This window comes from Pseudomonas syringae KCTC 12500, from assembly GCF_000507185.2.
GTDB classification, from domain to species: domain Bacteria; phylum Pseudomonadota; class Gammaproteobacteria; order Pseudomonadales; family Pseudomonadaceae; genus Aquipseudomonas; species Aquipseudomonas syringae.
In genome coordinates, this window is record NZ_AYTM02000002.1 from 5,084,329 (window position 1) to 5,108,443 (window position 24,115).

Genomic DNA, 24,115 nt, shown 5'->3' on the forward strand with positions numbered 1-24,115 from the left:
ATGAGGTAAATGCATTGATGGCTTGGCAAGGAATGGCGGTGCAAAAAAAACCGCAGGCATGAAGCCATCAGCGATGTATCAACATGTGTCGCAAAACCTTAGGATTAGACCTTCACTTTCTGCATGCCGGGTTCCCGTGACGTACAAACTGCCCACCACAGCCACTGCCCCTTTCTGTCCCTCGGCGACCACTGACAGTGTGGCCATTCCGCCGAACGCGTCCTTGATGCGCAAGATGATGCTGTTCGTCGGGCCGGGCCTGCTGGTTTCCATCGGCTACATGGACCCTGGCAACTGGGCGACAGCCATCGAGGCCGGGTCGCGCTTCGGCTATTCACTGCTGTTCGTGGTGGTGCTGGCCAGCCTCTCGGGAATGGTCTTGCAGAACCTTTGCTCGCGTCTGGGCATCGCGACCGGCCGTGACCTTGCGCAGTTGTCCGCCGCCCGCTACAGCCGCAAGGTCGCCAAGGGCCAGTGGCTGCTTGCAGAGCTGTCGATCATTGCCACCGATCTGGCGGAAGTGCTGGGGGCTGCGTTGGCGTTTCATCTGTTGCTCGGCGTTTCCATCACCACCGGTGTGGCGCTGACCGCTTTCGATACGCTGATTGTGCTGGCCTTGCAGGGCGCCAATTTTCGTCGTCTGGAAGCCATCGTGCTGGGGCTGATTGCAACCATCGCCAGTTGCTTCGCCGTCGAATTGTTTCTGATCAAGCCGTTCTGGCCCGACGTCGTCGCGGGTCTCAAGCCGAGTTGGGATGTGTTGAGCAGCCAGGAGCCGCTGTATATCGCCATCGGCATTCTGGGCGCCACCGTTATGCCGCATAACCTTTATCTGCACTCATCGGTGGTGCAGACGCGGGTCAACGGTTCCGACCAGGCCAGCAAGGCCAGCGCCATTCGCTATGCACGGCTCGATACCATCGGTTCGTTGAGTCTGGCGCTGCTGATCAATGCGGCGATTCTGATCCTTGCTGCTGCCGCTTTTCACAAGACCGGGCATACCGAGGTGGTCGAGATTCAGGACGCCTATCACCTGCTTGATCCGCTGGTGGGTGGTGCGATCGCCAGCGTGCTGTTCGGTATTGCCTTGCTGGCGGCGGGGCAGAGCTCGACCTTCACCGGCACCATCGCCGGCCAAGTGGTGCTCGAAGGTTTTCTGCAGGCGAAGATTCCGTGTTGGCAGCGGCGTTTGATCACTCGGGCGCTGGCACTGATTCCGGCGCTGATCGGCGTGGTCTGGCTGGGTGACAGCTCGGTGGGGCAGATGCTGGTGCTCAGTCAGGTCGTGCTGAGCCTGCAACTGCCTTTCGCGCTCTGGCCGTTGATTCGTTTTACCAGCGACCCACAATTGATGGGGCCGTTCGTCAACAGCCGGCTGGTGAAAACGGCTGCCTGGGGGCTGTTCGGGCTGATCTCGGCGGCCAACCTGACGTTGCTGTGGTTCTGGATCAGCTGAACTTGATCGGCTGCAGCGACTCTCACACCTGACACCAATGTCAGCCGTCAGGTAGCCGGACATGAGCACACCGAGCGATAAGGGCAGCGTCTTCGAAACCGATTTGCCCGCACGTCTGGACCGCCTGCCTTGGGGGCGATTCCATACCTTGCTGGTCGTGGCGCTGGGGATCACCTGGCTGCTGGACGGCCTGGAAGTGACCCTCGCAGGCTCGGTAGCCGGGGCCTTGAAAGCCAGCCCGGCGCTCAACCTCAGCAACAGTGACATTGGCCTGGCGGGCGCCGCCTACATTGCCGGTGCTGTGCTGGGCGCGTTGTTCTTCGGCTGGCTGGCGGACCGTCTCGGGCGTCGCAAACTGTTCTTCATCACCTTGCTGCTGTATGTCGGCGCGACGGCCGCCACGGCGTTCTCCTTCAGTGTATGGAGCTTCATGCTGTTCCGCTTTCTGACCGGCATGGGCATCGGCGGCGAGTACACGGCAATCAACTCGACCATTCAGGAATTTACCCCGGCCCGCTATCGGGGGTGGGTCGACCTGACCATCAATGGCACGTTCTGGCTGGGCGCCGCGCTCGGTGCGATTGGCTCGATTGTCTTGCTCGACCCGCTGTGGATCGGGGCCGAGCTGGGCTGGCGCCTGTGTTTCGGGATCGGCGCGGTATTGGGGCTGCTGGTTCTGCTGATGCGCCTGTGGTTGCCAGAGAGCCCGCGCTGGTTGTTGATACATGGCCAGGCTGAACAGGCGAAGCAGATCGTTGAGCAGATAGAAGCAGACTTGCAGCGCCAGGGCCACGTATTGCCCGCCGTGTCGGGCAGCCCCCTGCGGCTGCATGCCCGTGACCACACGCCGCTGGGCGAGGTCGCCAGAACGTTGCTGGTGACGTTCCGTCAGCGTTCGCTGGTAGGCCTGACGCTGCTCACCGCCCAGGCGTTTTTCTACAATGCGATTTTTTTCACCTACGCACTGGTACTGACCGACTTCTATGGCGTGCCGGCCGAGCGCGTCGGCTGGTATGTGCTGCCACTGGCGTTGGGCAACTTCTGCGGCCCGCTGCTACTAGGCAGACTGTTTGATGTGGTAGGACGACGGGTGATGATCAGCCTCACGTATGGCGTTTCGGGCATACTGCTGGCAATCAGTGGCTACCTGTTCCAGCAAGGCTTGCTGGACGTTACCCAGCAGGCCATCGCCTGGATGGTGATTTTCTTCTTTGCATCGGCAGCGGCCAGCTCGGCCTACCTGACCGTCGCCGAAACCTTTCCACTGGAAATTCGTGCCCTGGCGATTGCGGTGTTTTACGCATTCGGTACCGGGCTGGGTGGGATGATTGGCCCGACGCTGTTCGGCGAGCTGATCGAAACCGGCGAGCGCAGCAATGTGCTAATCGGCTATCTGATCGGAGCAGGGCTGATGTTGCTGGCGGCGATTGTGCAATCGATATGGGGCACGGCTGCCGAGCGCAAATCTCTGGAAGATGTGGCCAGACCGTTGTCGCAGCCCGGGGACCGATAGGGGGCGTTAACGGAATATGCCGCGCAGGCTGTCCACGGACGCCTGCAGGCCGATGATCCGCTCACTGACCTCTTGCGCTTCGTGTGCCCGGGAAGTTCGCTCGAGGTACAGGAGATGTCCGGCCAGGTTGGCCGAACCAAGTTCCAGGTCGTCGGCAGTACGCCTGATGTACGCCTGCATGTCTTGCAACTGTTCGATCTGCACGGATGGTGCCCTTATAGGTCGCATCCGAGCGCACTAAATGAATGGGGGGCAATCATCAATCCACCCAACCGAGTTGTCGGCGGCAAGGCCGGTTTTCTTTAGTGCCGCAGGTAAATAAACAGGCCAATCATTTTTTCGCATCGTGCCGAGCGATCTATTCGTCTTCCTGATCATCGTGTTCCGAGTAGGAGTCCAGCAACTCGGCCAGCGCCAGAGTGCGGTCCAGCCCTTTGCGGGTGGACATGATTTCGGCTACCGCCTGCGTGGCGGCAACTCTGGCAGCTTCGCGTTCGGCATCGGTGTTATTGGGCGTGGCGGCCTGCGCAGCCTCAATAATCGATTGCTCAAAGGTATTCATGGTGCTCGCTCGTGAAATTCAAGTGCCTGTGATACCGAGAATGGCGGATTGTTTCAAGGCCGATCAATCACCTTCGTAGGGAAATTCCTCCAGGCTCTGCATCAGCGCGACACCCTGTGGCCCCTGCAGATTCTCCAGCACCCAGCAACTGTTGGCATTTTTGGCCAGCAGCAGGCGTGTCGTCTGGCTGGCGACCGGCTGCTGCGGGGCGTCCTTGTAACCCAGGTTATAGGTCATTTCGACCACCGCCTGCTTGTCCGAAGTGGACACCAGCTTCCAGTCGATCGGCTTTTGCACATCACCGTCCTGCGCGTCAGTCCACGGGTTGGCACTGACGGCGCATTGATCGCCGTTCTGGCACGCCCAGTCCTTCTTGAGCAGGCTCAGCAGAGGTTTGGACAAATAATCAGCGCTGCCTTTGCCGTTCAGATAAAAATCCTGGTGCTTCTCATAGATCCAGCGCGCCGTGTCGACCGGGGTTGCAGCCGGGCAGGCCGCATGGGCAGTGGTGGAAAGCAGGCAGGCGAAGGCAATGGCGACGGTTCTGGACATGGAGCGGGCTCGCAGAAAAGGTGGCGGTGAGGGTGACAGGCACATGACAGTGCATTTGTAAGCCAAGTGGACAAAAAAGCAATGGTTTTGGTCATGTGCAGCAGGGGGGCGGAGGCCGATTGAGGTCATTTATTTAATGCGCTGTACGCTGCTGGCACTCCCCGGACCCGGGAATTTCCCACTGCATTCAAAGAATGCTTGCCATGCGTCGAGCATTTTCATAGAGGCGTTTGCATAGCGGGGTTATCGAAACATACGCTGCGCTGGTATGTTTGTCGTGAAACCTTGTCAGCGGGGCGTGCTCGCGCAGAGCGCGAGCACCAAGGAGAGTAGCCCTTACTTCTTGACCGGCACGATCTCCATGATCTGGCCATTGACCTTCTGGAAACGCACGTACTTGTCGTTAATTTTCACCCATTCGCTTTCCTTGGCGGGTGTTTCCAGGCCTTTGCTTTTCCAGTCCTTCACTTCCAGATCGCTGCGGCGATATTTTTCCGGAACACGGGAGCCTACTTCCAGCTCATGGACGTTGTCCTTGGATTCGGTGACTTTCGGGTCCGCCGTCTCTGCTGCGTGAACCGGCAGGGTGACGGCGGAAAAGCAGCCGAGCAAGGTCATGCAGGCGATCAACGATTTGCTGTTCATGTGAAGACTCCCAGTCTTTGGTATCAGGCGATGGCTTAATGCCTCGTAATAACTCGGACCCTCACTGTTGCAAATCATTCGATCGGGTTTGCTGTGCTCAGCCTTTCAGTGTCTCGGCGATGGTTGCAGAGAGCGGGGTGGTTGGGCGGCCGATCAGCGCGCTCAACTGGCGACTGTCATCGAACAGGGCGCCCTTGGCAGCCGCGGCATCGGAGTCGGCCAGCAACCGGGCCACGAAGTCAGGCAGGCCTGCCTGGATAAGCGCTGCTTCGAATTCGGCCTGTGGCAAGTTGACGTAAGGCAGGGACTTGCCGCTCTGCGTTGACAGCTGCGCTGCAAATTCGGACAGCGTGTAGGACTCGTCGCCTGCCAGTTCATACACGTTACCGGCCTGTGCTGTTTTCGAAGTTAGCAGCACAGCGGCCGCCTCGGCGTAATCCAGACGCGAAGCGGAGCTGATACGACCCTCGTCGGCACAGCCCATGACCGCGCCATGGGCCAGTGCGCCCGGAATGCCCGCCGTGTAGTTCTCGGTGTACCAGCCATTGCGCAGCAAGGCGAACGGCAGGCCACTGGCGCGCAGGTAGTCTTCAGTTTCGCGGTGCTCTTTGGCCAGGCTCAGCGCCGAGGTGTCGGCATGCAGAACACTGGTGTAGGCCAGCAGCTGGACCCCGGCACGTTTGGCTGCATCGATTACCGCCTTGTGCTGCGGCAAACGCTGGCCCACTTCGCTGGAGGAAATCAGCAGCACCTTGTCGGCGCCGGCAAATGCGCTGTCCAGTGTCGCAGGCTGCGAATAGTCGGCCTGGCGAACCTGAATGCCCTGCCTGGACAGATCGGCGGCTTTTTCCGGACTGCGCACGGCTGCAATGATTTGCGAAGCAGGTACGCGGCTGAGCAATTGTTCAATGACGAGGCGGCCAAGCTGGCCGGTGGCACCGGTGACAACGATCATGGAATGATTCCTTGAATCAGGTTGAAAGGAAGCGCCAGCATAGTCATGATGCTTACCTTTAGTAAGTACGTACAAAAAGGTAAGTGTCATGAGCGAATCCGCTTCGCAATCAAGTGCCCCGCGATCAGATAGTGTGCAGCAAGGCCTCCAGCCGGAAGTGGCCGAGACGCTGTTGGCGCTGGTTCGTCAGGGCCAGGTGCTGGCGTCTGACTGTCCTTCGCGGGTGGTGCTCAATCACGTCTGCAGCCGTTGGGGTGTGCTGGTGCTGGTGGTGTTGCGGGGTGGCATGCATCGCTTCAGCGAAATACGCCGCAAGATTGGCGGGGTGAGCGAGAAAATGCTCGCGCAAACGCTCCAGCATCTGGAACATGATGGTTTCGTCAGCCGCAAGTCGTTGCCGGTGGTGCCACCGCATGTTCAGTACCGCTTGACCCCGATGGGCGAAGAGGTCGCCTTGCAGGTTGAAACCCTCGTCACCTGGATCGAGACCAATCTGCCGCGCATCATGCACGCCCGCGAAGCGTCGAATACGCTGCATACCACGCCCGAATGAGTCTTTTCTGACAGATTTTTCATCCTGCGATTGTCGGCTCGATCGCCTGCAATCAGCCGCTTCTTGGTATGGTGCGCGCCGAAATCTTTATATACACGTTCAGTTGCGCCGTTTGCCCTTCACCGAGAAGCTGTAGAAATGCCCAATCCAATTCCTCTGAAAGACCACGAAAAAGAGACGCGGCTGGTCAATCAGCGCCTGATTGCCTGCGCAGTGCTGGTGGGCGTGCTGGCTGCCTGTCTGGTCGCGCGCATGTATTTCCTGCAAGTGACAGAGTTCGACTATCACTCGACCATTTCCGAAAACAACCGTGTTCACGTGCTGCCGATCCCGCCCGAGCGCGGTTTGATCTTTGACCGCAATGGCGAAGTGCTTGCCGACAATCGTCCCAGCTTCAACCTGACCCTGACCCGCGAGCGCGCTGGCGACTGGCACAAGGTGATCGATGAACTGATGACCCTGCTGGAATTGCCCGACGAAGACCGGATTCTGTTCGACAAGGAGCTGAAGCAGGTTCGTCACCCGTTCGAGCCGGCAACATTGCTCTACGAACTCACTGAAGAGCAGATCGCAACGCTGGCGGTCAATCAGTACCTGCTGCCGGGCGTGGACGTGGCGGCGCAGTTCGTCCGTCACTACCCGTTGGGCGCTCATTTCGCTCATTCGATCGGCTACGTCGGGCGTATCAACGAAAAGGAAGCGGCGCATCTCGACAACGAGTACCGCGGCACGCAGTCCATCGGCAAGACCGGTGTCGAGCGCTTCTACGAGTCCGAGTTGCACGGCCACGTAGGCTATGAGGAGGTCGAAACCAACGCCCAGGGCCGCGTGCTGCGAGTGTTGAAACACACTGATCCGGTGCCGGGCAAGAACATCACCCTCACGCTGGACGCGCATTTGCAGGCCGCAGCAGAAAACGCGCTGGGTGATCGGCGCGGCTCCGTGGTTGCACTGGACCCGGAAACCGGCGACGTGCTGGCGATGGTCAGCAAACCAAGCTTCGACCCCAACCTGTTTGTCACCGGCATCAGCTTCAAACAATATGCGGCGCTACGCGATTCTATCGACCGGCCACTGTTCAACCGCGTGCTGCGTGGCCTCTACGCGCCGGGCTCGACGGTCAAGCCGGAAGTGGCGATTGCCGGTCTCGACAGCGGCGTGGTGACGGCCTCGACAAAGGTCTTCGACCCCGGCTATTTCCAGTTGCCGGACTTCGATCACAAATACCGTAACTGGAACCACAGTGGCGATGGCTGGGTGGACATGGACACCGCGATCATGCGTTCCAATGACACTTATTTCTACACCGTGGCGCACAAGCTCGGCATCGACCGCCTGCACGACTACATGACCATGTTCGGCATCGGCCAGAAGGTGTCGCTGGACATGTTCGAGGAGTCTGCAGGCTTGATGCCGTCCCGCGAATGGAAGCGGGCCACGCGTCGCCAGGCATGGTTCCCTGGCGAAACGGTGATTCTCGGCATTGGGCAGGGCTACATGCAGGTCACGCCGTTGCAGCTGGCTCAGGCCACTTCCCTGATTGCCAGCAAGGGTGTCTGGCATCGCCCGCACCTGGCGATGGAAGTCGGTGACAAGGCACCCGTCGACGAGCATCCGATGCCAAACATCGTGCTGCACGATCCCAACGAATGGAATCAGGTCAATACCGGCATGCAGATGGTCATGCACGACCCGCGCGGCATTGCGCGGGATGCGGCCAAGGGCGCTCAGTACCGCATCGCCGGCAAAAGTGGTACGGCGCAGGTGGTGGCGATCAAGCAGGGTGAGCGCTACAACCGTCTGAAAACACTGGAACGTAACCGCGACAACGCCTTGTTCGTCGGCTTCGCGCCGGCTGACCATCCCAAGATCGTCGTGTCGGTGACCATCGAGAACGGCGAGGCGGGTGGCCGGGTAGCAGGTCCTGTGGTGCGGGAGATTCTTGATGCCTGGCTGCTCGACAGCGAGGGCAAGCTCAAACCGGAGTACGCAGCACCCGTCAAGGCACCGGGCAACCCGCACGCCTGATCAGCGTTTTAAAGCGCTGGCCGAATGACCGAGCCCTGAACAGGGCTCAGGTTTTCTGAACTGTCGAGAATGCATCGGGTCGACCACAACAGGCGTGGCAGAGCGCTGCGCGCGTTTTATCGAACTCATTATCATTGCCTCGACAAGGAACCCCGCATGTCCAAGACCATTGCCGACCACCTCGCGCAAACCCTCGCAGCGGCAGGTGTTTCGCACATCTGGGGGGTGTCCGGTGACAGCCTCAACGGCCTGACCGACAGCCTGGAACGCACCGATTCGATTCGCTGGATGCACACCCGTCATGAAGAAGTCGCAGCCTTTGCTGCCGGTGCCCAGGCAGCGTCCAGCGGCAAGCTGGCGGTCTGCGCCGGCAGCTGTGGACCGGGCAACCTGCACCTGATCAATGGCCTGTACGATTGCCATCGCAACCGTGTGCCGGTACTGGCCATTGCTGCGCATATTCCGTCCTCGGAAATCGGTCTGGATTACTTTCAGGAAACCCATCCGCAGGAGCTGTTCAAGGAGTGCAGCCACTTCGTCGAGCTGGTCAGCAACCCCGAGCAGTTCCCGCGCGTGCTGGAACGTGCCATGCGTGCCGCTATCAGCCAGAAAGGTGTGGCGGTGATTGTCTTGCCGGGCGACGTGGCGCTCAGCGATGCGCCGGATGTCGCGGCAAAATGGATCGAAGCCACGGCGCCCAAGGTCGTGCCTGCCGAAAACGACTTGCAGTCGATGGCCGACATGCTCAACGCTTCCAAAGCCGTCACACTCCTGTGCGGTGCGGGTTGTGAGGGTGCTCACGAGCAGCTTCTGGCATTGGCGGATACGCTGGGCGCGCCGATCGTTCACGCATTGCGCGGCAAGCAGCACGTCGAGTACGACAACCCGTTCGACGTCGGCATGACCGGCCTGATCGGTTTCAGCTCCGGCTACCACGCCATGCTGTCCTGCGACACACTGGTCATTCTGGGCAGCAGCTTTCCGTATCGGAATTTCTACCCCGAAAAAGCCGACATCATCCAGATCGACCTCGATCCGACCCAGCTTGGTCGCCGTACGCCGGTGGCGCTGGGTCTGGTTGGTGGGGTGCGGGAAACCCTGGAAGCGCTGCAGCCAAAGCTCAAGCCGCATACCGATCGCCGTTTCCTCGACAAGGCTTTGAAGCACTACGCCAAGGCCCGGGAAGAACTGGACGAGCTGGCCACCCCGACGCCAGATGGCACGCCGATTCATCCGCAGTACCTCACTCGACTGGTCGACGAGCAGGCGGACGACGATGCGATCTTTACCGTCGACGTCGGTACGCCGACGCTGTGGGCTGCGCGCTATCTGCACATGAACGGCAAGCGCAGTCTGCTCGGCTCGTTCAACCACGGCTCGATGGCCAATGCCTTGCCACAGGCTTTAGGGGCCAAGGCTGAACATCCGGATCGTCAGGTCATCGCCCTGTGTGGCGACGGCGGCCTGTCGATGTTGCTGGGCGATCTGCTGAGCATTCGTCAGCTGAACCTGCCTATCAAGATGGTGGTGTTCAACAACAGCTCGCTGGGCTTTGTCGACATGGAAATGAAAGCCAGTGGTTATGTGCCGCACGGCACTGACCTGCATGAAACCAACTTCGCCGGTATTGCCCTGGGTGCAGGCATTCTGGGCCTGCGTGTCGAGAACGCCGAAGAGTTGCCGGCTGCCTTGCGCAAGGCGTTCGATCATCCCGGTCCGGTGCTGATCGACGTTGTCACGGCCAAACAGGAACTGGGCATTCCACCGAAAATCAAGCTGGCCCAGGCCAAGGGCTTCAGCCTGTACATGATGCGCGCGATCATGAGCGGGCGCGGCAGTGAAGTGGTGGAACTGGCGAAAACCAACCTGCGTTAATACATTATAAAAACCTATGGGATGAATAGAAAAAGTTGCAACTTCTATCCGCTGAGATTGTCACCGCTGTTACAGGTGACAATTTCGGTGTCTCTATATTTCTTTTCTCGCGATGACTGTGCAAGTCGGTCATTTCTTTGTGGATCCAAACTTCTCGCACTCTGTGCTTTATTGAATTCGCTATTTGAATTAACAAATTCAAATAGTGGGTAAAGCTTCCCGGCAGGCAGCCGAGACAGTCATACGGGAGCAAGACCGGCTACGGCAGGCTGATTACCGAACTGTCCCTGGCGACAAAAAAACGTCGACGCTACAGAACGTTACGCCCTGGATATTCTTTATAGAAAAGTCTGCATGTCATGAGGTCTGCAATGCTTAGAAATGCTCCTTTGAGTATGAAACTGCTGCTTATTTTAATATTCCCCCTGCTAGGCTTTCTGGCCTTCGCAGGTCTGTTCGTCGCTGACAAAAGCGAAAACCTCGGTGACATGAGGCGCGCAGTGACAGCCACCGCGGTTGCACAGAAACTGAGTAACGTGGTCACCACCATTCAGCGTGAGCGCGGCGCCAGCGGCGTGTTTCTGGGCAGCGGCGGCAAGTCCATGCAGGACAAGCTGAAGGCCTTCCGTCAGGAAACCGACAAGGCGATAAGCGAGATGCGCACCCAGTCGACCGACGGCATTCCCGGCCCCGACAAAGTCTACCGCGCACTGGACGACCTGAACGCGCTGCGTCTCAAGATCGATACGCTGGGGATCAACAACACCGAGTCCTCTACGCGGTTCACCGACGTTATCAAAACACTCGTCGGGTTCTCCTATTCGCTGGAAGCCAGTATCGAAGATCCGGAAATACTGCGCGGCTTGAGTTCGCTCAACCAGTTCGTGGATATGAAGGAGCGTGCCGGTCGCGAGCGCGTACTGCTCGTTCAGGCATTCAACCAGAATCGCTTTGATGCGCCACTGTTATCGCGCTTCAGTCGTAACCTGGGAGAGTTCTCCGGCTACCTCGAAGCCTTTCAACGCTGGTCACCTGAAGTATTCAAGACCAAACTCAATGATGTCATGCAGCAGCCGGGCTCGCTGGAAGTGGCGCGCTTGCAGCGTCTGGGCTTCGATACTCCGCTGGGTGACCCGCTCAACGTCAAGCCGGAAGACTGGTTCAACCTTTCCACCGCGCGTATCGACATGATGGCCAATGTAGAAGCAGAGCTTGGCCAGAACGTCGTCGGCCTGGCAACGGATGCGCGTAGCTCCGCTCAAAGCAGCCTGTACGTGGCTGTTGCCACTGTCGTTCTGATGCTGATCGTGGTGCTGTGGCTGGCGTCGGTGATCATCCGCAACATCAAGGTTGCGGTTGTCGATGTGAACCGCACGCTGATGGCACTTTCCACACGTGATCTGACCGCCCGGACCCGTTATGTCGGCAAGGACGAGTTCGGCGAGATCTCGCGCAATCTGGACAACATGGCGCAACAGATCAGTGATGTCATCCGCGACATCGGCAGCGCCACGGCACAGGTTGCCACCGCCGCCGAGCAGTCTTCCGCAGTGGCGTTGCAAACCAATCAGAACGTGGCGCAACAACGCCAGGGCACTGATCAGGTCGCTACTGCCATCAGCGAGATGAGTGCCACGGTGAAGGATGTAGCACGCAGCACCACTGACGCGGCCGAGATGTCACAGCGCGTAAACAACAGCACCCTGCAGGGCAAGACCGAAATCGACAACACCATCGGCCTGATTCAGGGGCTCTCGGTGCAGGCTGAAGAAACTTCACGGATCATTGACGAGCTCAAGGGCGAGAGCAACTCGATCTCCTCGGTGCTCGATGTCATTCGTGGCGTCGCCGACCAGACCAACCTGCTGGCGCTCAACGCAGCTATCGAGGCTGCACGTGCCGGCGAGCAGGGGCGTGGTTTCGCGGTGGTTGCCGACGAAGTACGCAATCTGGCCAAGAAGACTCAGGACTCTACCGTCAGCATCCAGAAAATGATCGCCAACCTGCAGTCCGGCTCGGAACGGGCTGCCGCGTCGATGCAGGAAACTCTGGGCAAGGCGCAGGAGGGTGCCAGCAACGTCGTACGCGCTGGTGAACTGCTGGAAGAAATTGCCGAGGGCATCGCGACCATCAGCGACCGCAACATCCAGGTCGCTTCGGCCGCTGAAGAGCAAAGCCTGGTGGCCGAAGAGATCCACCGCAACGTCGACGACATCAACTCGCTGGTCATCCAGGTCAGTGCCGGTGCCGAGCAGACTGCCGTCACCAGTCGCGAACTCGCGCGTCTGGCTGAGCAGCAGCAGGGGCTGGTGGGTCGCTTCAAGGTGAGCTGACAACAAGCTGTTAGTGTGTTGTGAAAAGGCCTGGAAGCGAAAGTTTTCAGGCCTTTTTGTTGGTCTGCGGATACTGTCGTGCCGCGGTCTCTGATCACCATCGATAGTCCGTCAGCCATGACCCTTCAGTCACCTTTTCACGTAACCCCACGTCCCGCTTACGATTATGTAGTGACTAAAAATAATCACTACATAATCGTTGACGCACTCCATTTGCCCTTGCATTATGCAGCTGTCTCCCTGATCGGGAGCGCTGCAAAAGGTGTGATGAACAGGCTCGGCAAGCCGTCGAGATGTTCCCGGATGTAGGCTGCCCACAAGGCAGATTGATGGAGCTGAACTGGCATTTGTCGTCGATAAGGGCGAGAAGCTGGCGAAATGTCCTCATGATGCTTGTAACGGATCGATTGCCGATCCTGGGCCGGGTCTTTGGGTTTCGTGACTTCTTCTCTTTGCGCTGATGCCGCTGTGTAGCGGCTCTTCATCAAGGCTACCTGCATGTCCTTGAGGGCTGGAACGGTATTCAACGCACATTCAATCGTGTTGCGTTGCTGAAGTTCTGGCGCATGAACTTGACGTATCAATTATTGAACAGTCTATGAGCGAAGGGGCATCAACATGAATATCAACACACAACCGACTATTGATGAACTGGCTGGTCTGTTTGCTGCGTGCAAAGACACGCTGGATAACCATATCGCCTGGGTAGCCGAGTCGGGTGAAGTTCGCGTCGACGCCATGTCGCCGTTCACGCAAGAGCACGAGTTTCGTGATGCGCACCCGCAAATGCGCGCAGCCCTGAAGATGTTCCGTCGTGGCCAGGGTTATGTTGGCAAGAAGGCCGCTGCCGATCGTGCCTACATGGAGGACACGCTGCAGGCGTTGAAAGGTGAGTGGCAGAACACTCGTCGGCAGGCGCACTCGCAGGTTGCCTGAGCAGGTCATCGCATGTCTTGAAGCCTGTTCCCGATCCGCGATCGGGAACAGGCTTTTTGGTTTTCGGCATCGGGAGGGCGAAGGCCTTATCGGTTGTACAAAGTGATTTTGCTGGTATAGATTCCGGGAGTGAGTCAGTGCATCTGACTCGTCTCGTTCCCAGCCTGCCATTGAAGTCGTGGCAGTGCCTATACAGAGGTTGCCGATGCGTGCGCCACGATGGTTATGGTTGGTGATGTTACTTAGCGCCGGCGCTTCGGCGGACTGGCGCGAGGCATTGCCCAATGCTCAGGTCGTCGGCGGTGGCGATTTGAGCCTGTTCGGCTTTCGTGTCTATACGGCCAGGTTGCTAAGCCCCACCAAGCCCTTCGTCGCGGATGCACCGCTGGCTCTCGAGCTGACCTACCACCGCGACATTGACCGGGAAGATCTGGTCGATGCCAGTATCGATGAGATCAAGCGTATTTCCGGTTCGAAGGTGACCGAACAGCAACTGACTGAATGGCGCCAGCAGATGAACCAATCATTTGTCGACGTCCAGCCGGGCATGAAGATTACCGGCGTCTATCTGCCTGGCCGCGAAGCGCGGTTTTATGTGGGTGACAAGCTCCAGCATGTGGTGCCCGACAGCCAGTTCGCCAAGGCTTTCTTTTCCATCTGGCTGGACCCGAAAACCCGTAACCCCGAACTTCGCGAGCAGTTGCTCGGCAGTACCGGCTCATGACCCATCAAGGAGGGCGCATGCTGAGAAAGTGGATGTTAATGCTGTGTGTGGGGCTTGTACTGAGCGGCTGCGGTGGCGTGCCGGTAACCCGTTACAGTCAGGAAGCGCCGAAGCTCGATCTGCGCCAGTACTTCACCGGGCGTGTCGAGGCCTGGGGAATGTTTCAAAAACGCTCTGGTGAAGTCACCAAGCGCTTTACCGTGGTGATCGACGGGCACAGTGAAGGCGAAGTGCTGGTCATGCATGAGGCCTTCAGCTACAGCGATGGCACCAAGCAGGTGAGGGAGTGGCGCTTGCGTCCCGATGGCCCAGGGCGCTGGAAGGGCACGGCTGGTGATGTAGTTGGCGAGGCCTATGGCGAATTGTCAGGCAACAGCTTCCACTGGAACTATGTGCTCAGGTTGCCGGTGGATGGCACCGAGTATGACGTGAGCCTGGATGACTGGATGTACCTGATCGACGAGAAGACCATGGCCAATCGTTCGTCGATGACCAAGCTGGGTGTCGAAGTCGGGCAGATCACCTTGTTCTTTCGCAAGGCCGGTAAATAAACAACGCCTCGTATGAGGCGTCATCCTTCAGGGCGGCTGTCAGCCGCCCGTCATATTCATGAAGCGCACCACCTGCACGCCATCGTCGTGGGTGAAGTTGTGGCTCCACGGCTTGAGCTGCATGGCGTCGATGATGGCTTTTTCGAGCTTTTCCGGCTGGCCGGGATTGGCGCGCAATACCGCCTTCAAATCCACGGAGTGCTCGTTGCCCAGGCACAGCAGCAGGCGACCTTCGACGGTCATGCGCACGCGATTGCAGGTGCCGCAGAAGTTATGGCTGTGCGGGGAGATGAAGCCGATGCGAATGCCCGGCGCCTCGGCCAGGCGCCAGTAGCGCGATGGCCCTTGAGTCGAGTCAGTCGAAGGCACCAGCGTGTAACGTTCGGCAATGCGTTCGCGCACCTGATCGCTGGAGTAGAAGGACTCGGCGCGGCTGTGCTCGCTGATGATGCCCAGCGGCATCTCTTCGATGAACGAGACGTCCAGGTTGCGATCGATGGCGAACGCTAACAGGTCGTTGATCTCATCATCATTGCGGCCGTGCATCACCACGCAGTTGAGCTTGGTGTGCACAAAACCGGCGGCGTTGGCGGCATCGATGCCGGCAATCACTTTGTGCAGATCGCCTGTACGGGTCAGCTCGCGGAAACGCTGTGGGTCGAGGCTGTCCAGGCTGATGTTGAGACGCGTGACGCCGGCCTTGAACAGCGGGGCAGCCAGTTTGTCCAGCTGCGAACCGTTGGTGGTCATGCACAGTTCACGCAGGCCGGGCAGGGCGGCGATCTTCTCGCAAAGCCCCACCACACCTGCGCGTACCAGCGGTTCACCACCGGTCAGACGAATCTTGCGCGTGCCCAGTGCCACGAAGCGCTCGGCCACCTGGAGGATCTCCTCCAGCGACAGAATCTGTTGCCGAGGCAGAAACGTCATCTCTTCGGCCATGCAGTACACGCAGCGAAAATCACAGCGGTCGGTGACCGACATACGCAGATAATCGACTTTACGTGCAAAGCGGTCCATCAGGACGGGTTCTGACATTTCACCTTCTAAATAATCGATTGGGCTGTATTACCGGATTTGGAGGCCAGTGCGTGACAAGGGTTCAGCCAATTTGCGGTGTCCTGATTTCAGGATCGATTGCAGACTGGCAAAGTGCCTTGCACGAGTTACATAGTAGCTGTACGCATTGCTGCTTGCACTGGCTGCATAGGCGCCACGCTAACCGAGTCGAAATGCCGCAGTCCAATTGCTTGTTCCAATACGCTCATCGACACGCTCTATGGCGCTTTGCCTTGATGGCTGATCAGTCAGGACTGGCGGCAGTACTGCGCTCGTAACGCTCCAGCAAAGGCTGGATACTGATGCCGTGTACCAGGATGCTTAGCGCAACAACCGACAGGGTCATGCCGATCACCACGTGGCCGACGTCGTGTGCCAGACCATGTGACAAGGCGAAGCACAGGTAATAAAGACTGCCGATGCCGCGAATGCCGAACCAGCCAACCAGTGCTTTTTGCCTGACGTTGAGCAGACGGCGACTCACCAGCAACCAGACGCTGGCAGGGCGAATCACGCAAAACAGCGCGATCCCCAGGCCGATGGCGCGCCAGTCCCAGTACATCGCCAGCGCCGCGCCCAGCAGGGTGATCAGCAGGACTTCCATGGCGCGCTCCACCAGACTGCCGAACGCCAGCATATCGCCCATCATCACGCCGGCAGCCAGTTGCGAATCGCTCATGTCGTCGACCTGCGCGACCGTGCCCTGTTCGAGGGATGACGTCATATGCCCGAGGACCGGCTGCGCGACATGCTCGGACGGCAGCTCTGAACGCGTGACACGTACCTCGGCCTGACGCAGCCCGAACCCAGCGGCAAATACCGAAAGAAAGCCAAAGGCACCCACGCTTTGCGCGAATACATAAGCCAGAGCGATCAGGGCCAGCGCCAGAAAGTCATTGGGCGAGGTGGTGCTGTCGGCGTTCTTGATGCGCAGAAAGATCATCAGATGACCGACCCCGCGGCCCATGCCGTAACCAATCAACAAACCGGCCGGCACCGCCCAGACCAGGTCTTTGATCAGCCATCCCTGGACCCAGTCGCTCATCGCGCCCCCGGAACTCAGGTACAGCAAGGCGAAGATCACGAATGGAAACGCGGTTCCGTCATTGAGGCCCGCTTCGCCGGACAGGCCGAAGCGCAGGCGGTCCTGATCCTGGGCATTGTTGACCTGCACCATGCCGGCGAGCACCGGGTCGGTCGGCGACAGCATCGCGCCGAGCAACAACGACACGCCCCAGTCCAGACCAATGATGTAGTGCCCCGCGACAGTCACACCAGCGATGGTCGCCAGCATCACCGGCCCGGCCAGCCAATAGGCTGAGTGCCAGGCTTTGCCGCGCAAGGGCAGGCGCAACTTGATACCTGTACCGAACAGCGAAAACAGCACCGCCACTTCGGTCAGGCGTTCCAGCCACTCGTAGGACTTTTCGAAATCCAGATCGACGATATCCAGGCCCATCGGGCCGATGCCGAAGCCGAACGCCAGGCACACGGCCGATGTGGTCACCGGCATCCAGCGCAGGTAAGAGGAAGTGAGCGCCAATAGCATCAACAGCACGCCAAGCACGCCCATGCACACAATAAAACTCATAGAGAAAGAACCACCGTCAAAATGCGCCCGAAGAAGAGGGCGTAACGGTGGGACTCCCTTGTACGGTAATAAGTTGAAATAATTTGCCGGATGGCAATCAGCGTGCGTCTTTTACACACGGCGATGCCTCTCGGCGTCGCCGCTGACGTCTAGCGCTCGATACTGCGGCTCCAGCGTGCGTTCCACTCGGGACGGATCTGATTGACCTGATCCCAGTCGATGGTCACTGCTGTTTCCAGGTACTTCTCCATGGCCTCGACCTGACTGCGTGTCTTGTCAGTGGTCGGGGTTTTCGGGTTCGACGGGATCTGGTCACCGAACTCCAGCGCAGGCGCCTGTGCTTCCGGCGTCAGCAGATAAGCGGCCAGCTTCTGCGCCAGCTCCGGCTGGTTGTTATTGGCTATCGCGCATTCAGCCACGTTCAACACCACGCCGCCTTCCTTGGGCGATGCATATTCCACCGGTACGCCCTTGATCTTCAGCGCAGTGACCTGGGTCGGCGTCAGCGGGAACAGGGCGGCTTCGTCGGTCTGGACCATTTCCGATATCTTGGCCGAGCTGGCGATGTATTCCAGCACGTTCGGGCCGATGGTTTTCGGCCAGGCCTTGAAGCCGGGCTCGACGTCTTTCTCGCTGCCGCCCTGGATACGGTTGAACATCAGAAAGCCATGCAGGCCGAAGGTCGAGGAGGCCAGTGACTGGAACACCACCTTGTCCTTGAAACGTTTATCGGCCAGGTCCATCCACGAGGTGGGCGCGCTCCAGCCCTGTTCCTTGAACATTCGCGTGTTGTAGGCCAGGCCGGTCACGCCCAGGCTGACGGCTGCTGCCTGTTCCTTGATTTTGGCCTTGGCAGGCAGGTCTGCCAGGCTGGCGCTGGGTTGCAACGTGTCGCACAGGCCCATGGAAATGGCCCGGTACATGATGCCGTCGTCGAGAAAGATGACGTGCATCTGCGGGTTGTCCTTACTCGCCTGAACCTTGGCGAGGATATCGGCCGACGTGCCAGGCACGATCACCACCTTGACGTTGTTGGCCTTCTCGAACGCCGGCAGCACCTGATCGGTATACAGGCGCTCCATGGTCCCGCCGTTCATGCCCAGGTACAGCGTGGTTTCGGCCATGGCAGGCGTGGACAGAAGTGCGGCGGCCAGCGGCAGGCAGGACAGCCCGGTGAGGGCGAGACGTTTGGTGCTTTTCATAGGGACGACCTTCCTCTGTGCAATGGGATGACGTTCGTAACAGGTTCGATGGCAGGGGGTTGCAGAGCGATTTGCTGAAAGCGGTTGATGGAAAAGGCATCGAGCGAGATCCGTGATGCGCCGTCGCAGACCCATTCTGCCAGCGCTTCACCCGCTGCCGGACCGATCTGAAAGCCCGCCCCGGCAAAGCCGAAGCCGTGCAGCAGGCCCGGACGAGTCAGGCTCGGGCCCAGCACCGGCTCGCGATCCGGCAAATAGCCTTCGGTGCCGCTCCAGGTGCGAATGGCCTGGGCGCCGGCGAGTGGCGGGTAGAGTTCGACGGCGTTGCGCAGGATATCCAGCACCGCCGCCTGTCCCGGTCTGGCGCGTGCCGGGTCGAGGGCAAAGCCTTGTCCGCCGCCCAGAACGCAATTACCACGTGCCACTTGCCGGGCATAAATGCCGCCGCCTTCGACACCGGTGCTGACGTCCATGAACATCGGCAGCGGTTCGGTCACCAGCATTGCCGGGTGCCCTGAATACATCGGCACCGGTTCGTTGAATTGTGCGGCCAGCGCTGCGGCCCACGCCCCGGCGCAGTTGAGCAGCCAGGTGGCGCGCAGTGTCAGGCCGCTGGCGGTGGTGACGACGAACACGTTGCCGTCGTGGCTGACTTCACTGACCGGCGCCTGCTCGAACACCTGCGCGCCTGCCCGACGCGCAGCGCGGGCGAAGGCCGGCGACACCAGGCGTGGATTGGCGTGTCCATCGTCGGCGCACAGCGATGCACCGACAGCAACATCGCCTGCCCAGGGATAACGCGCGCGCAGTTGATCGCGATCAAGCAACTGCAAATCCAGGCCGAATCCCTGACTGGCTTCGGCGTAGGCGCGCAAGGCGTTCATGTCCTGTTCGCTGCGCGCCAGTTTGAGGTGGCCCGAGCGCTGGTACTCGCCGTCTATGCCGATCAGCTCGCGCAGGTTGCCCCAGATCTGGTGCGCCCGTTGCGACAAGGGTAACTGCGACAGCGGACGGCCCTGACGCCGCACGCCGCCGTAATTGACGCCGCTGGAGTGCGATCCGCAAAAATCGCGTTCCAGCAAGGCGACCCGCTTGCCCTTCAGGGCCAGCGTCAAGGCTGCCGAGGCGCCGACAATGCCGCCGCCGATGACAATCGCATCGGTTTCAATCAGTGTGCTCATGGTTGCGTCTCCACCGATTGCTTCTCCATGGGCTGCATCCCCAGACCGAAGGGCAGCGGCTTGATCGGTGCCTGACCGCGCAGGCGGCCGACGTGCTCGACGGACCGGCCGCTCTCGCGGGCGATGATCTCGGCCGCGGCCAGGCCACACATCCGACCCTGACAGCGACCCATGCCGACCCGGCACATAGCCTTGACCCGGTTGATCTCCCAATGACCGTCCTGCACGGCACTGCGAATCTCGCCTGCAGAGACTTCTTCGCAGCGGCACACCAGCGTGTCATCCGCCACGTTGGCGGCCCAGTCCTCAGGGAACGGAAACGCGGTTTCCAGCCCGTGGCGGAAGCGTTCGATGCGTCGCAAGGCACTTTTAAGCGTGTCGATACGGGCGGTGTCTGCGACCACGCCGATGTCTTGCAGCAGCCCGAGCGCGGCCAGTTCTCCGGCCATTTCCGCAGCGTCTGCGCCCATGATTCCCGCGCCGTCGCCCGCCAGATAGATGCCTGAGACGTTGCTGCGTCCACAGTCATCGCGGGTCGGCAGCCACGCCCGGTTGAGCGCGCTCCAGGCGAATTCACAGCCCAGCAGGTCGGCCAGTTGTGTCTCGCTGCGCAGTGCATGGGCAAAAGCGACCGCGTCACAGGCCAGGTGGCCTGATTTGCCGTTACGTTGCCATTGAATGCCGTCTACGCGTTTTTCCCCGTCGATGCGTGTCAGCTGCGCACCTTGATGCACCGGAATGCCGTGCGCGCTCAGCCTCGCGCGGTAGTAGATGCCTTTGGCCAGCGTTGCCGGTTGGCCCAGCAGCGCCGGCAATGCCTTGCATTGCGCCGAAAACGGCGCGCTGTCGAGCACCGCCAGCACTTTTGCGCCAGCCTTGGCGTACTGATAGGCGACCAGATACAGCAACGGGCCGCTGCCACAAAACACCACGCGCTGGCCGATCGCGCAGCCCTGGTATTTGAGCGCGACCTGCGCTGCGCCGAGGCTGTACACGCCGGGCAGGGTCCAGCCGGGCACCGGCAGAATGCGATCCGTGGCACCGGTGGCGACGATCAGGTGGCTGAAATCGACGGTGGCAGCGGTACCGTTTTGCAGGGTATCGAGTTGATGATCTTCGGCATTCCAGACCAGCGTCTGCGGCCGGTAGTCGATCTGCGCTGCCAGCGTGTCGAGCGCTTCGTGCACCGCGACCGCCTTGGCACTTTCAAAACCGTAGAGCGCCTTGGCCGAGCGCTGGAAGTTGTCCGGCTGGCGACGGTAGATCTGGCCGCCGCCGCGCAGCCCTTCATCGATCAGGCAGGCCTTGATGCCGTGAGCCAGTAGCGTCTGGGCGGCGCGAATACCGGCCGGTCCTGCGCCGACAATGGCAATGGCCTGATCACTCATACGCAGCGCCCCGGTTCACGAATTACCGCCTGACCGGCTTCCAGCAGCGTCGAACAGGCACGCACGCGCTGACCGTCACCCAGCCTTACCCAGCAGTCCTGACAGGCGCCCATCATGCAGAAACCGGCGCGAGGTTCGGCACTGAAGTCACTGCCGCGCAAGTGGTCGCTGGCGGTCAGTACCGCAGTCAGCAAGGTGTCGCCCAACAGACCGCTGGCCGGTTGGCCGTCAAGGGTAAAGGGCAGAACCGGGCGGTCATGTTCGGTCAGTCGTTTCAGCAATGCCATAACGTCAAAGCTCCGGTTAGTGTTTGCCGACCAGCACGCGATCCAGCCCATAGACCCGGTCGAGCAGGATCATGGTGGCGGCGGTGAGGGCGATGACCAGCGCCGACACGGCGGCCATCATCGGGTCGATGGATTCGGTGGCGTAGACATACATGCGCACCGGCAGGGTCTGGGTCGCGGGCGAGGTGACGAAGATCGACAGCGTGACTTCATCGAAGCTGTTGATGAACGCCAGTAACCAGCCGCCTGCCACGCCGGGCAGGATCATTGGCAGGGTGATCTGCCGAAACAGCGTGAAACGATCGGCCCCCAGGGACTCGGCGGCGTGCTCGGCGCTGCGGTCGATGCCGATTGCCGCTGCCAGTACCAGGCGCAGTACGTAAGGCGTGATGACCAGCACATGGGCGAAGATCAGCCAGGTGAAGCTGCCGTTCACGCCCATCAGTGCAAACAGGCGCAGCATCGCCACCCCCAGTACCAGGTGCGGAATGATGATCGGCGACAGAAACAGGGCATTGAAAAAATTGCGGCCCGGGAATGTATGGCGAGTGATCGCCAGAGCAGCGGGTACCGCGATCAGGGTGGCCAGCGTCGCCGATACGAACGCCAGGATCAGGCTGTTGTAGAAAGAATCGATAAAGTCGGCGCGCTCGAAGACGGCCTTGAACCAGCGCAGCGAGAAGTGGGTGGTGGGCAGGCTCAAGGTGTTTTCCGGGGTGAACGCCACCAGGCACACCACCACCAGCGGGGCCATCATGAAGATCACCACCAGCGCATGAAACGAGAGGGCCAACGGACCGTTCTTGGACATGGATCATTCCCCCAGAGTTTTTTTGTAACGGCCTTCGATCATGCGGTTCCAGGACAGCATGACCAGCAGGTTGACCAGCAGCAGCGCCACGGCAAGGGTCGCGCCCATCGGCCAGTTCAGCTCCGACAGGTACTGGTCGTAGATCACCGTGGCGACCATCTTCAGACGTCGTCCGCCGAGCAGTCCGGGAATGGCGAATGAGCTGGCGGCCAGACCGAACACGATCAGCGAGCCGGACAGCACACCGGGCATGACCTGCGGCAGCACGATCAGACGCATGACTTTCGCCTGGCTGGCGCCCAGCGACAGCGCGGCCTGTTCGGCTGTGGGGTCGAGCTTCTGCAGCGAGGTCCAGACCGGAATGATCATGAACGGCAACATGACGTGGACCAGCGCGATGACCACGGCAAACGGGGTGTACAGCAGTTTCACCGGGCGTCCGCCCATGAACTGGATGACCTGATTGATCAGACCGTCTGCGCCCAGCAGCAGGCTCCAGCCGAACGCCCGGACCACCACAGAGATCAGCAGCGGCGTGAGAATCAGGATCAGGAAGATCGAGCGCCACGGCGTGCCCATGCGGCTGAGAATGTAGGCTTCGGGGACGCCGATCAGCACGCACAGCAGGGTGACCAGCGCACTGATCCAGAAGGTGCGCAGGAAGATTTCATAGAAATACGAGTCGGTGACCACGGCCATATAGTTGGCCAGCGTGTAGCTGTCGCTTTTCACCCCGACCTGATAATCGAACATGTTGAACGACAGCACCAGGGTCAGACCCAGCGGCAACACCAGCAAGCCGATATACAGCGCCAGCGCCGGAGCTGAAAGCCAGTAGCCGCGGCCGCCCTGACGCATTTCGCTCAGCAGGCTCATGCGCGCACCTCGTCGGCATCCAGCACGCGCAGCAACTCGTTGGGCCAGTCCATGTCGACCGCCGCGCCTTGTTCCAGCGGCGCCTGGCCGTCGTTGCGACGTACTACCGTCACTTCGCCAATGCCGGTCTGGATGCGATACAGCCACTGGCTGCCGAGGAAATAACGGGTGACGATGCGTCCGGACAGTCGTCCGCAGCCAGGTGCCACCAGATCGATCTTCTCGGGACGCAGGCTGAGGGTCAGGCTACCATCGCCGGGCACCTGACGAATCTGCGGAATGCCGCTGCTGTCCAGATCACCCTGCAACATGTTGGCCTTGCCGACAAAACCCGAAATGAAGCGTGTGCGCGGGTGTTCGTAAAGCTTGTAAGGCTCGTCGATCTGGGTGATACGACCGGCCTGCATCACCACCACCCGATCGCTGATCGACAGGGCTTCGGCCTGATCGTGGGTGACCATCAGCGTGGTAATGCCGACTTCATTCTGAATGCGGCGGATCTCGAACTGCATCTCTTCGCGCAGGTTGGCGTCCAGGTTGGACAGCGGCTCGTCGAGCAGCAGCACTGGCGGCTCGATCACCAGTGCGCGAGCCAATGCGACCCGTTGGCGCTGACCACCGGACAACTCGCGCGGGTAGCGCTCGGCATGCTGACCGAGGCGCACCAGTTCCAGTACCCGTTTGACACGCGGGTGCAACTCGGCGGCAGGCACCTTGCGCATACGCAGGCCGAACGCAACGTTGTCAGCCACGGTCATGTGCGGAAACAGCGCATAGCTTTGAAACACTACGCCGAGGCCTCGGCTGCTGGGTTTGGCATGGGTGATGTCGCGCCCGTCGAGCACAATGCGTCCGTCACTGACGTCAACGAAGCCGGCGATCATTTGCAGGGTGGTGGTTTTGCCGCAGCCGGAAGGGCCGAGCAGTGATACGAATTCGCCCTTGTCGACGGCCAGGTTGGTGGCAACCACCGCGTCAATGGAGCCGTAGCGTTTGGAGAGTCCTTCGAGCTGCAGAAATGCCATGCCTGCTTCCAC

24 protein-coding genes are annotated in these 24,115 nt (G+C 60.1%); 9 read left to right on the top strand and 15 right to left on the bottom strand.

The window, feature by feature from the left end:
- The first annotated feature begins 136 nt into the window (after positions 1 to 136).
- On the top strand, positions 137 to 1,456 hold the full coding sequence (locus tag V476_RS22755; RefSeq protein WP_004417997.1) for an Nramp family divalent metal transporter: 1,320 nt from the start codon (positions 137 to 139) through the stop codon (positions 1,454 to 1,456).
- Positions 1,457 to 1,517: 61 nt separating this feature from the next.
- Positions 1,518 to 2,969, top strand: coding sequence for an MFS transporter (locus tag V476_RS22760; protein WP_024961332.1), 1,452 nt, complete (start codon positions 1,518 to 1,520; stop codon positions 2,967 to 2,969).
- Between the two features lie 6 nt (positions 2,970 to 2,975).
- Here V476_RS22760 and V476_RS22765 read toward each other — a convergent pair whose 3' ends face one another.
- From V476_RS22765 to V476_RS22785, 5 genes are all read right to left on the bottom strand, one after another.
- Positions 2,976 to 3,173, bottom strand: coding sequence for a hypothetical protein (locus V476_RS22765; protein WP_024961333.1), 198 nt, complete (start codon positions 3,171 to 3,173; stop codon positions 2,976 to 2,978).
- 154 nt (positions 3,174 to 3,327) lie between these two features.
- The gene (locus V476_RS22770) at positions 3,328 to 3,531 is read right to left on the bottom strand and encodes a hypothetical protein (protein WP_004404016.1); all 204 of its coding nucleotides are present in this window, start codon (positions 3,529 to 3,531) and stop codon (positions 3,328 to 3,330) included.
- Between the two features lie 63 nt (positions 3,532 to 3,594).
- Positions 3,595 to 4,083, bottom strand: coding sequence for a DUF3828 domain-containing protein (locus V476_RS22775; protein WP_016567990.1), 489 nt, complete (start codon positions 4,081 to 4,083; stop codon positions 3,595 to 3,597).
- Positions 4,084 to 4,419: 336 nt separating this feature from the next.
- Positions 4,420 to 4,728 carry an RcnB family protein gene (locus V476_RS22780; RefSeq protein WP_003317877.1) on the bottom strand — a complete coding sequence of 103 codons (309 nt, stop codon included), beginning with the start codon at positions 4,726 to 4,728 and terminating at the stop codon, positions 4,420 to 4,422.
- Between the two features lie 97 nt (positions 4,729 to 4,825).
- On the bottom strand, positions 4,826 to 5,683 hold the full coding sequence (locus tag V476_RS22785) for an SDR family oxidoreductase (RefSeq protein WP_024961334.1): 858 nt from the start codon (positions 5,681 to 5,683) through the stop codon (positions 4,826 to 4,828).
- 88 nt (positions 5,684 to 5,771) lie between these two features.
- On the opposite strand from V476_RS22785, the gene V476_RS22790 reads away from it, so the two are divergent.
- The 4 genes from V476_RS22790 to V476_RS22805 all read left to right on the top strand — a co-directional run bounded on the left by V476_RS22790 (position 5,772) and on the right by V476_RS22805 (position 12,472).
- Positions 5,772 to 6,236 carry a winged helix-turn-helix transcriptional regulator gene (locus tag V476_RS22790; RefSeq protein ID WP_024662734.1) on the top strand — a complete coding sequence of 155 codons (465 nt, stop codon included), beginning with the start codon at positions 5,772 to 5,774 and terminating at the stop codon, positions 6,234 to 6,236.
- A 138-nt stretch (positions 6,237 to 6,374) separates the two neighbouring features.
- Positions 6,375 to 8,264 (top strand): penicillin-binding protein 2, encoded by a 1,890-nt coding sequence (gene mrdA / locus V476_RS22795; RefSeq protein ID WP_024665435.1) that lies wholly within the window; start codon positions 6,375 to 6,377, stop codon positions 8,262 to 8,264.
- Positions 8,265 to 8,420: 156 nt separating this feature from the next.
- Entirely contained in the window at positions 8,421 to 10,139 is a 1,719-nt protein-coding gene (poxB, locus tag V476_RS22800; protein ID WP_024961335.1) for a ubiquinone-dependent pyruvate dehydrogenase, read from the top strand.
- Positions 10,140 to 10,510: 371 nt separating this feature from the next.
- Entirely contained in the window at positions 10,511 to 12,472 is a 1,962-nt protein-coding gene (locus V476_RS22805) for a methyl-accepting chemotaxis protein (protein ID WP_050428350.1), read from the top strand.
- Between the two features lie 224 nt (positions 12,473 to 12,696).
- On the opposite strand, the gene V476_RS28360 is transcribed toward V476_RS22805, so the two are convergent.
- The gene (locus V476_RS28360) at positions 12,697 to 13,056 is read right to left on the bottom strand and encodes a hypothetical protein (RefSeq protein WP_161780175.1); all 360 of its coding nucleotides are present in this window, start codon (positions 13,054 to 13,056) and stop codon (positions 12,697 to 12,699) included.
- Between the two features lie 34 nt (positions 13,057 to 13,090).
- On the opposite strand from V476_RS28360, the gene V476_RS28500 reads away from it, so the two are divergent.
- From V476_RS28500 to V476_RS22825, 3 genes are all read left to right on the top strand, one after another.
- Positions 13,091 to 13,408: a hypothetical protein gene (locus V476_RS28500; RefSeq protein WP_024961337.1), complete on the top strand. Its 318-nt coding sequence runs from the start codon at positions 13,091 to 13,093 to the stop codon at positions 13,406 to 13,408.
- Between the two features lie 205 nt (positions 13,409 to 13,613).
- Entirely contained in the window at positions 13,614 to 14,132 is a 519-nt protein-coding gene (locus tag V476_RS22820) for a chalcone isomerase family protein (protein WP_017278384.1), read from the top strand.
- Positions 14,133 to 14,149: 17 nt separating this feature from the next.
- Positions 14,150 to 14,683 (top strand): DUF3833 domain-containing protein, encoded by a 534-nt coding sequence (locus V476_RS22825; protein ID WP_024961338.1) that lies wholly within the window; start codon positions 14,150 to 14,152, stop codon positions 14,681 to 14,683.
- 39 nt (positions 14,684 to 14,722) lie between these two features.
- On the opposite strand, the gene moaA is transcribed toward V476_RS22825, so the two are convergent.
- The 9 genes from moaA to V476_RS22870 all read right to left on the bottom strand — a co-directional run bounded on the left by moaA (position 14,723) and on the right by V476_RS22870 (position 24,103).
- Positions 14,723 to 15,721: a GTP 3',8-cyclase MoaA gene (gene moaA / locus V476_RS22830; protein ID WP_003317890.1), complete on the bottom strand. Its 999-nt coding sequence runs from the start codon at positions 15,719 to 15,721 to the stop codon at positions 14,723 to 14,725.
- Between the two features lie 265 nt (positions 15,722 to 15,986).
- Positions 15,987 to 17,333 carry a cation:proton antiporter gene (locus V476_RS22835; protein ID WP_024662739.1) on the bottom strand — a complete coding sequence of 449 codons (1,347 nt, stop codon included), beginning with the start codon at positions 17,331 to 17,333 and terminating at the stop codon, positions 15,987 to 15,989.
- A 149-nt stretch (positions 17,334 to 17,482) separates the two neighbouring features.
- Positions 17,483 to 18,535: an ABC transporter substrate-binding protein gene (locus V476_RS22840; protein WP_024961339.1), complete on the bottom strand. Its 1,053-nt coding sequence runs from the start codon at positions 18,533 to 18,535 to the stop codon at positions 17,483 to 17,485.
- Positions 18,532 to 19,716 carry an NAD(P)/FAD-dependent oxidoreductase gene (locus V476_RS22845; RefSeq protein WP_024683124.1) on the bottom strand — a complete coding sequence of 395 codons (1,185 nt, stop codon included), beginning with the start codon at positions 19,714 to 19,716 and terminating at the stop codon, positions 18,532 to 18,534. The genes V476_RS22840 and V476_RS22845 overlap by 4 nt, the downstream gene beginning before the upstream one ends.
- A complete protein-coding gene (locus V476_RS22850) occupies positions 19,713 to 21,104 on the bottom strand; it encodes an FAD/NAD(P)-dependent oxidoreductase (RefSeq protein ID WP_024961340.1) in 1,392 nt (463 codons plus the stop codon). Before V476_RS22850 ends, V476_RS22845 begins: the two co-directional genes overlap by 4 nt.
- On the bottom strand, positions 21,101 to 21,391 hold the full coding sequence (locus tag V476_RS22855) for a (2Fe-2S)-binding protein (RefSeq protein ID WP_003304481.1): 291 nt from the start codon (positions 21,389 to 21,391) through the stop codon (positions 21,101 to 21,103). Before V476_RS22855 ends, V476_RS22850 begins: the two co-directional genes overlap by 4 nt.
- A gap of 16 nt (positions 21,392 to 21,407) precedes the next feature.
- Positions 21,408 to 22,202, bottom strand: coding sequence for an ABC transporter permease (locus V476_RS22860; protein ID WP_003348289.1), 795 nt, complete (start codon positions 22,200 to 22,202; stop codon positions 21,408 to 21,410).
- Between the two features lie 3 nt (positions 22,203 to 22,205).
- The gene (locus tag V476_RS22865) at positions 22,206 to 23,078 is read right to left on the bottom strand and encodes an ABC transporter permease (RefSeq protein WP_024961341.1); all 873 of its coding nucleotides are present in this window, start codon (positions 23,076 to 23,078) and stop codon (positions 22,206 to 22,208) included.
- Positions 23,075 to 24,103: an ABC transporter ATP-binding protein gene (locus tag V476_RS22870; RefSeq protein WP_024961342.1), complete on the bottom strand. Its 1,029-nt coding sequence runs from the start codon at positions 24,101 to 24,103 to the stop codon at positions 23,075 to 23,077. Before V476_RS22870 ends, V476_RS22865 begins: the two co-directional genes overlap by 4 nt.
- Positions 24,104 to 24,115: the final 12 nt, after the last annotated feature.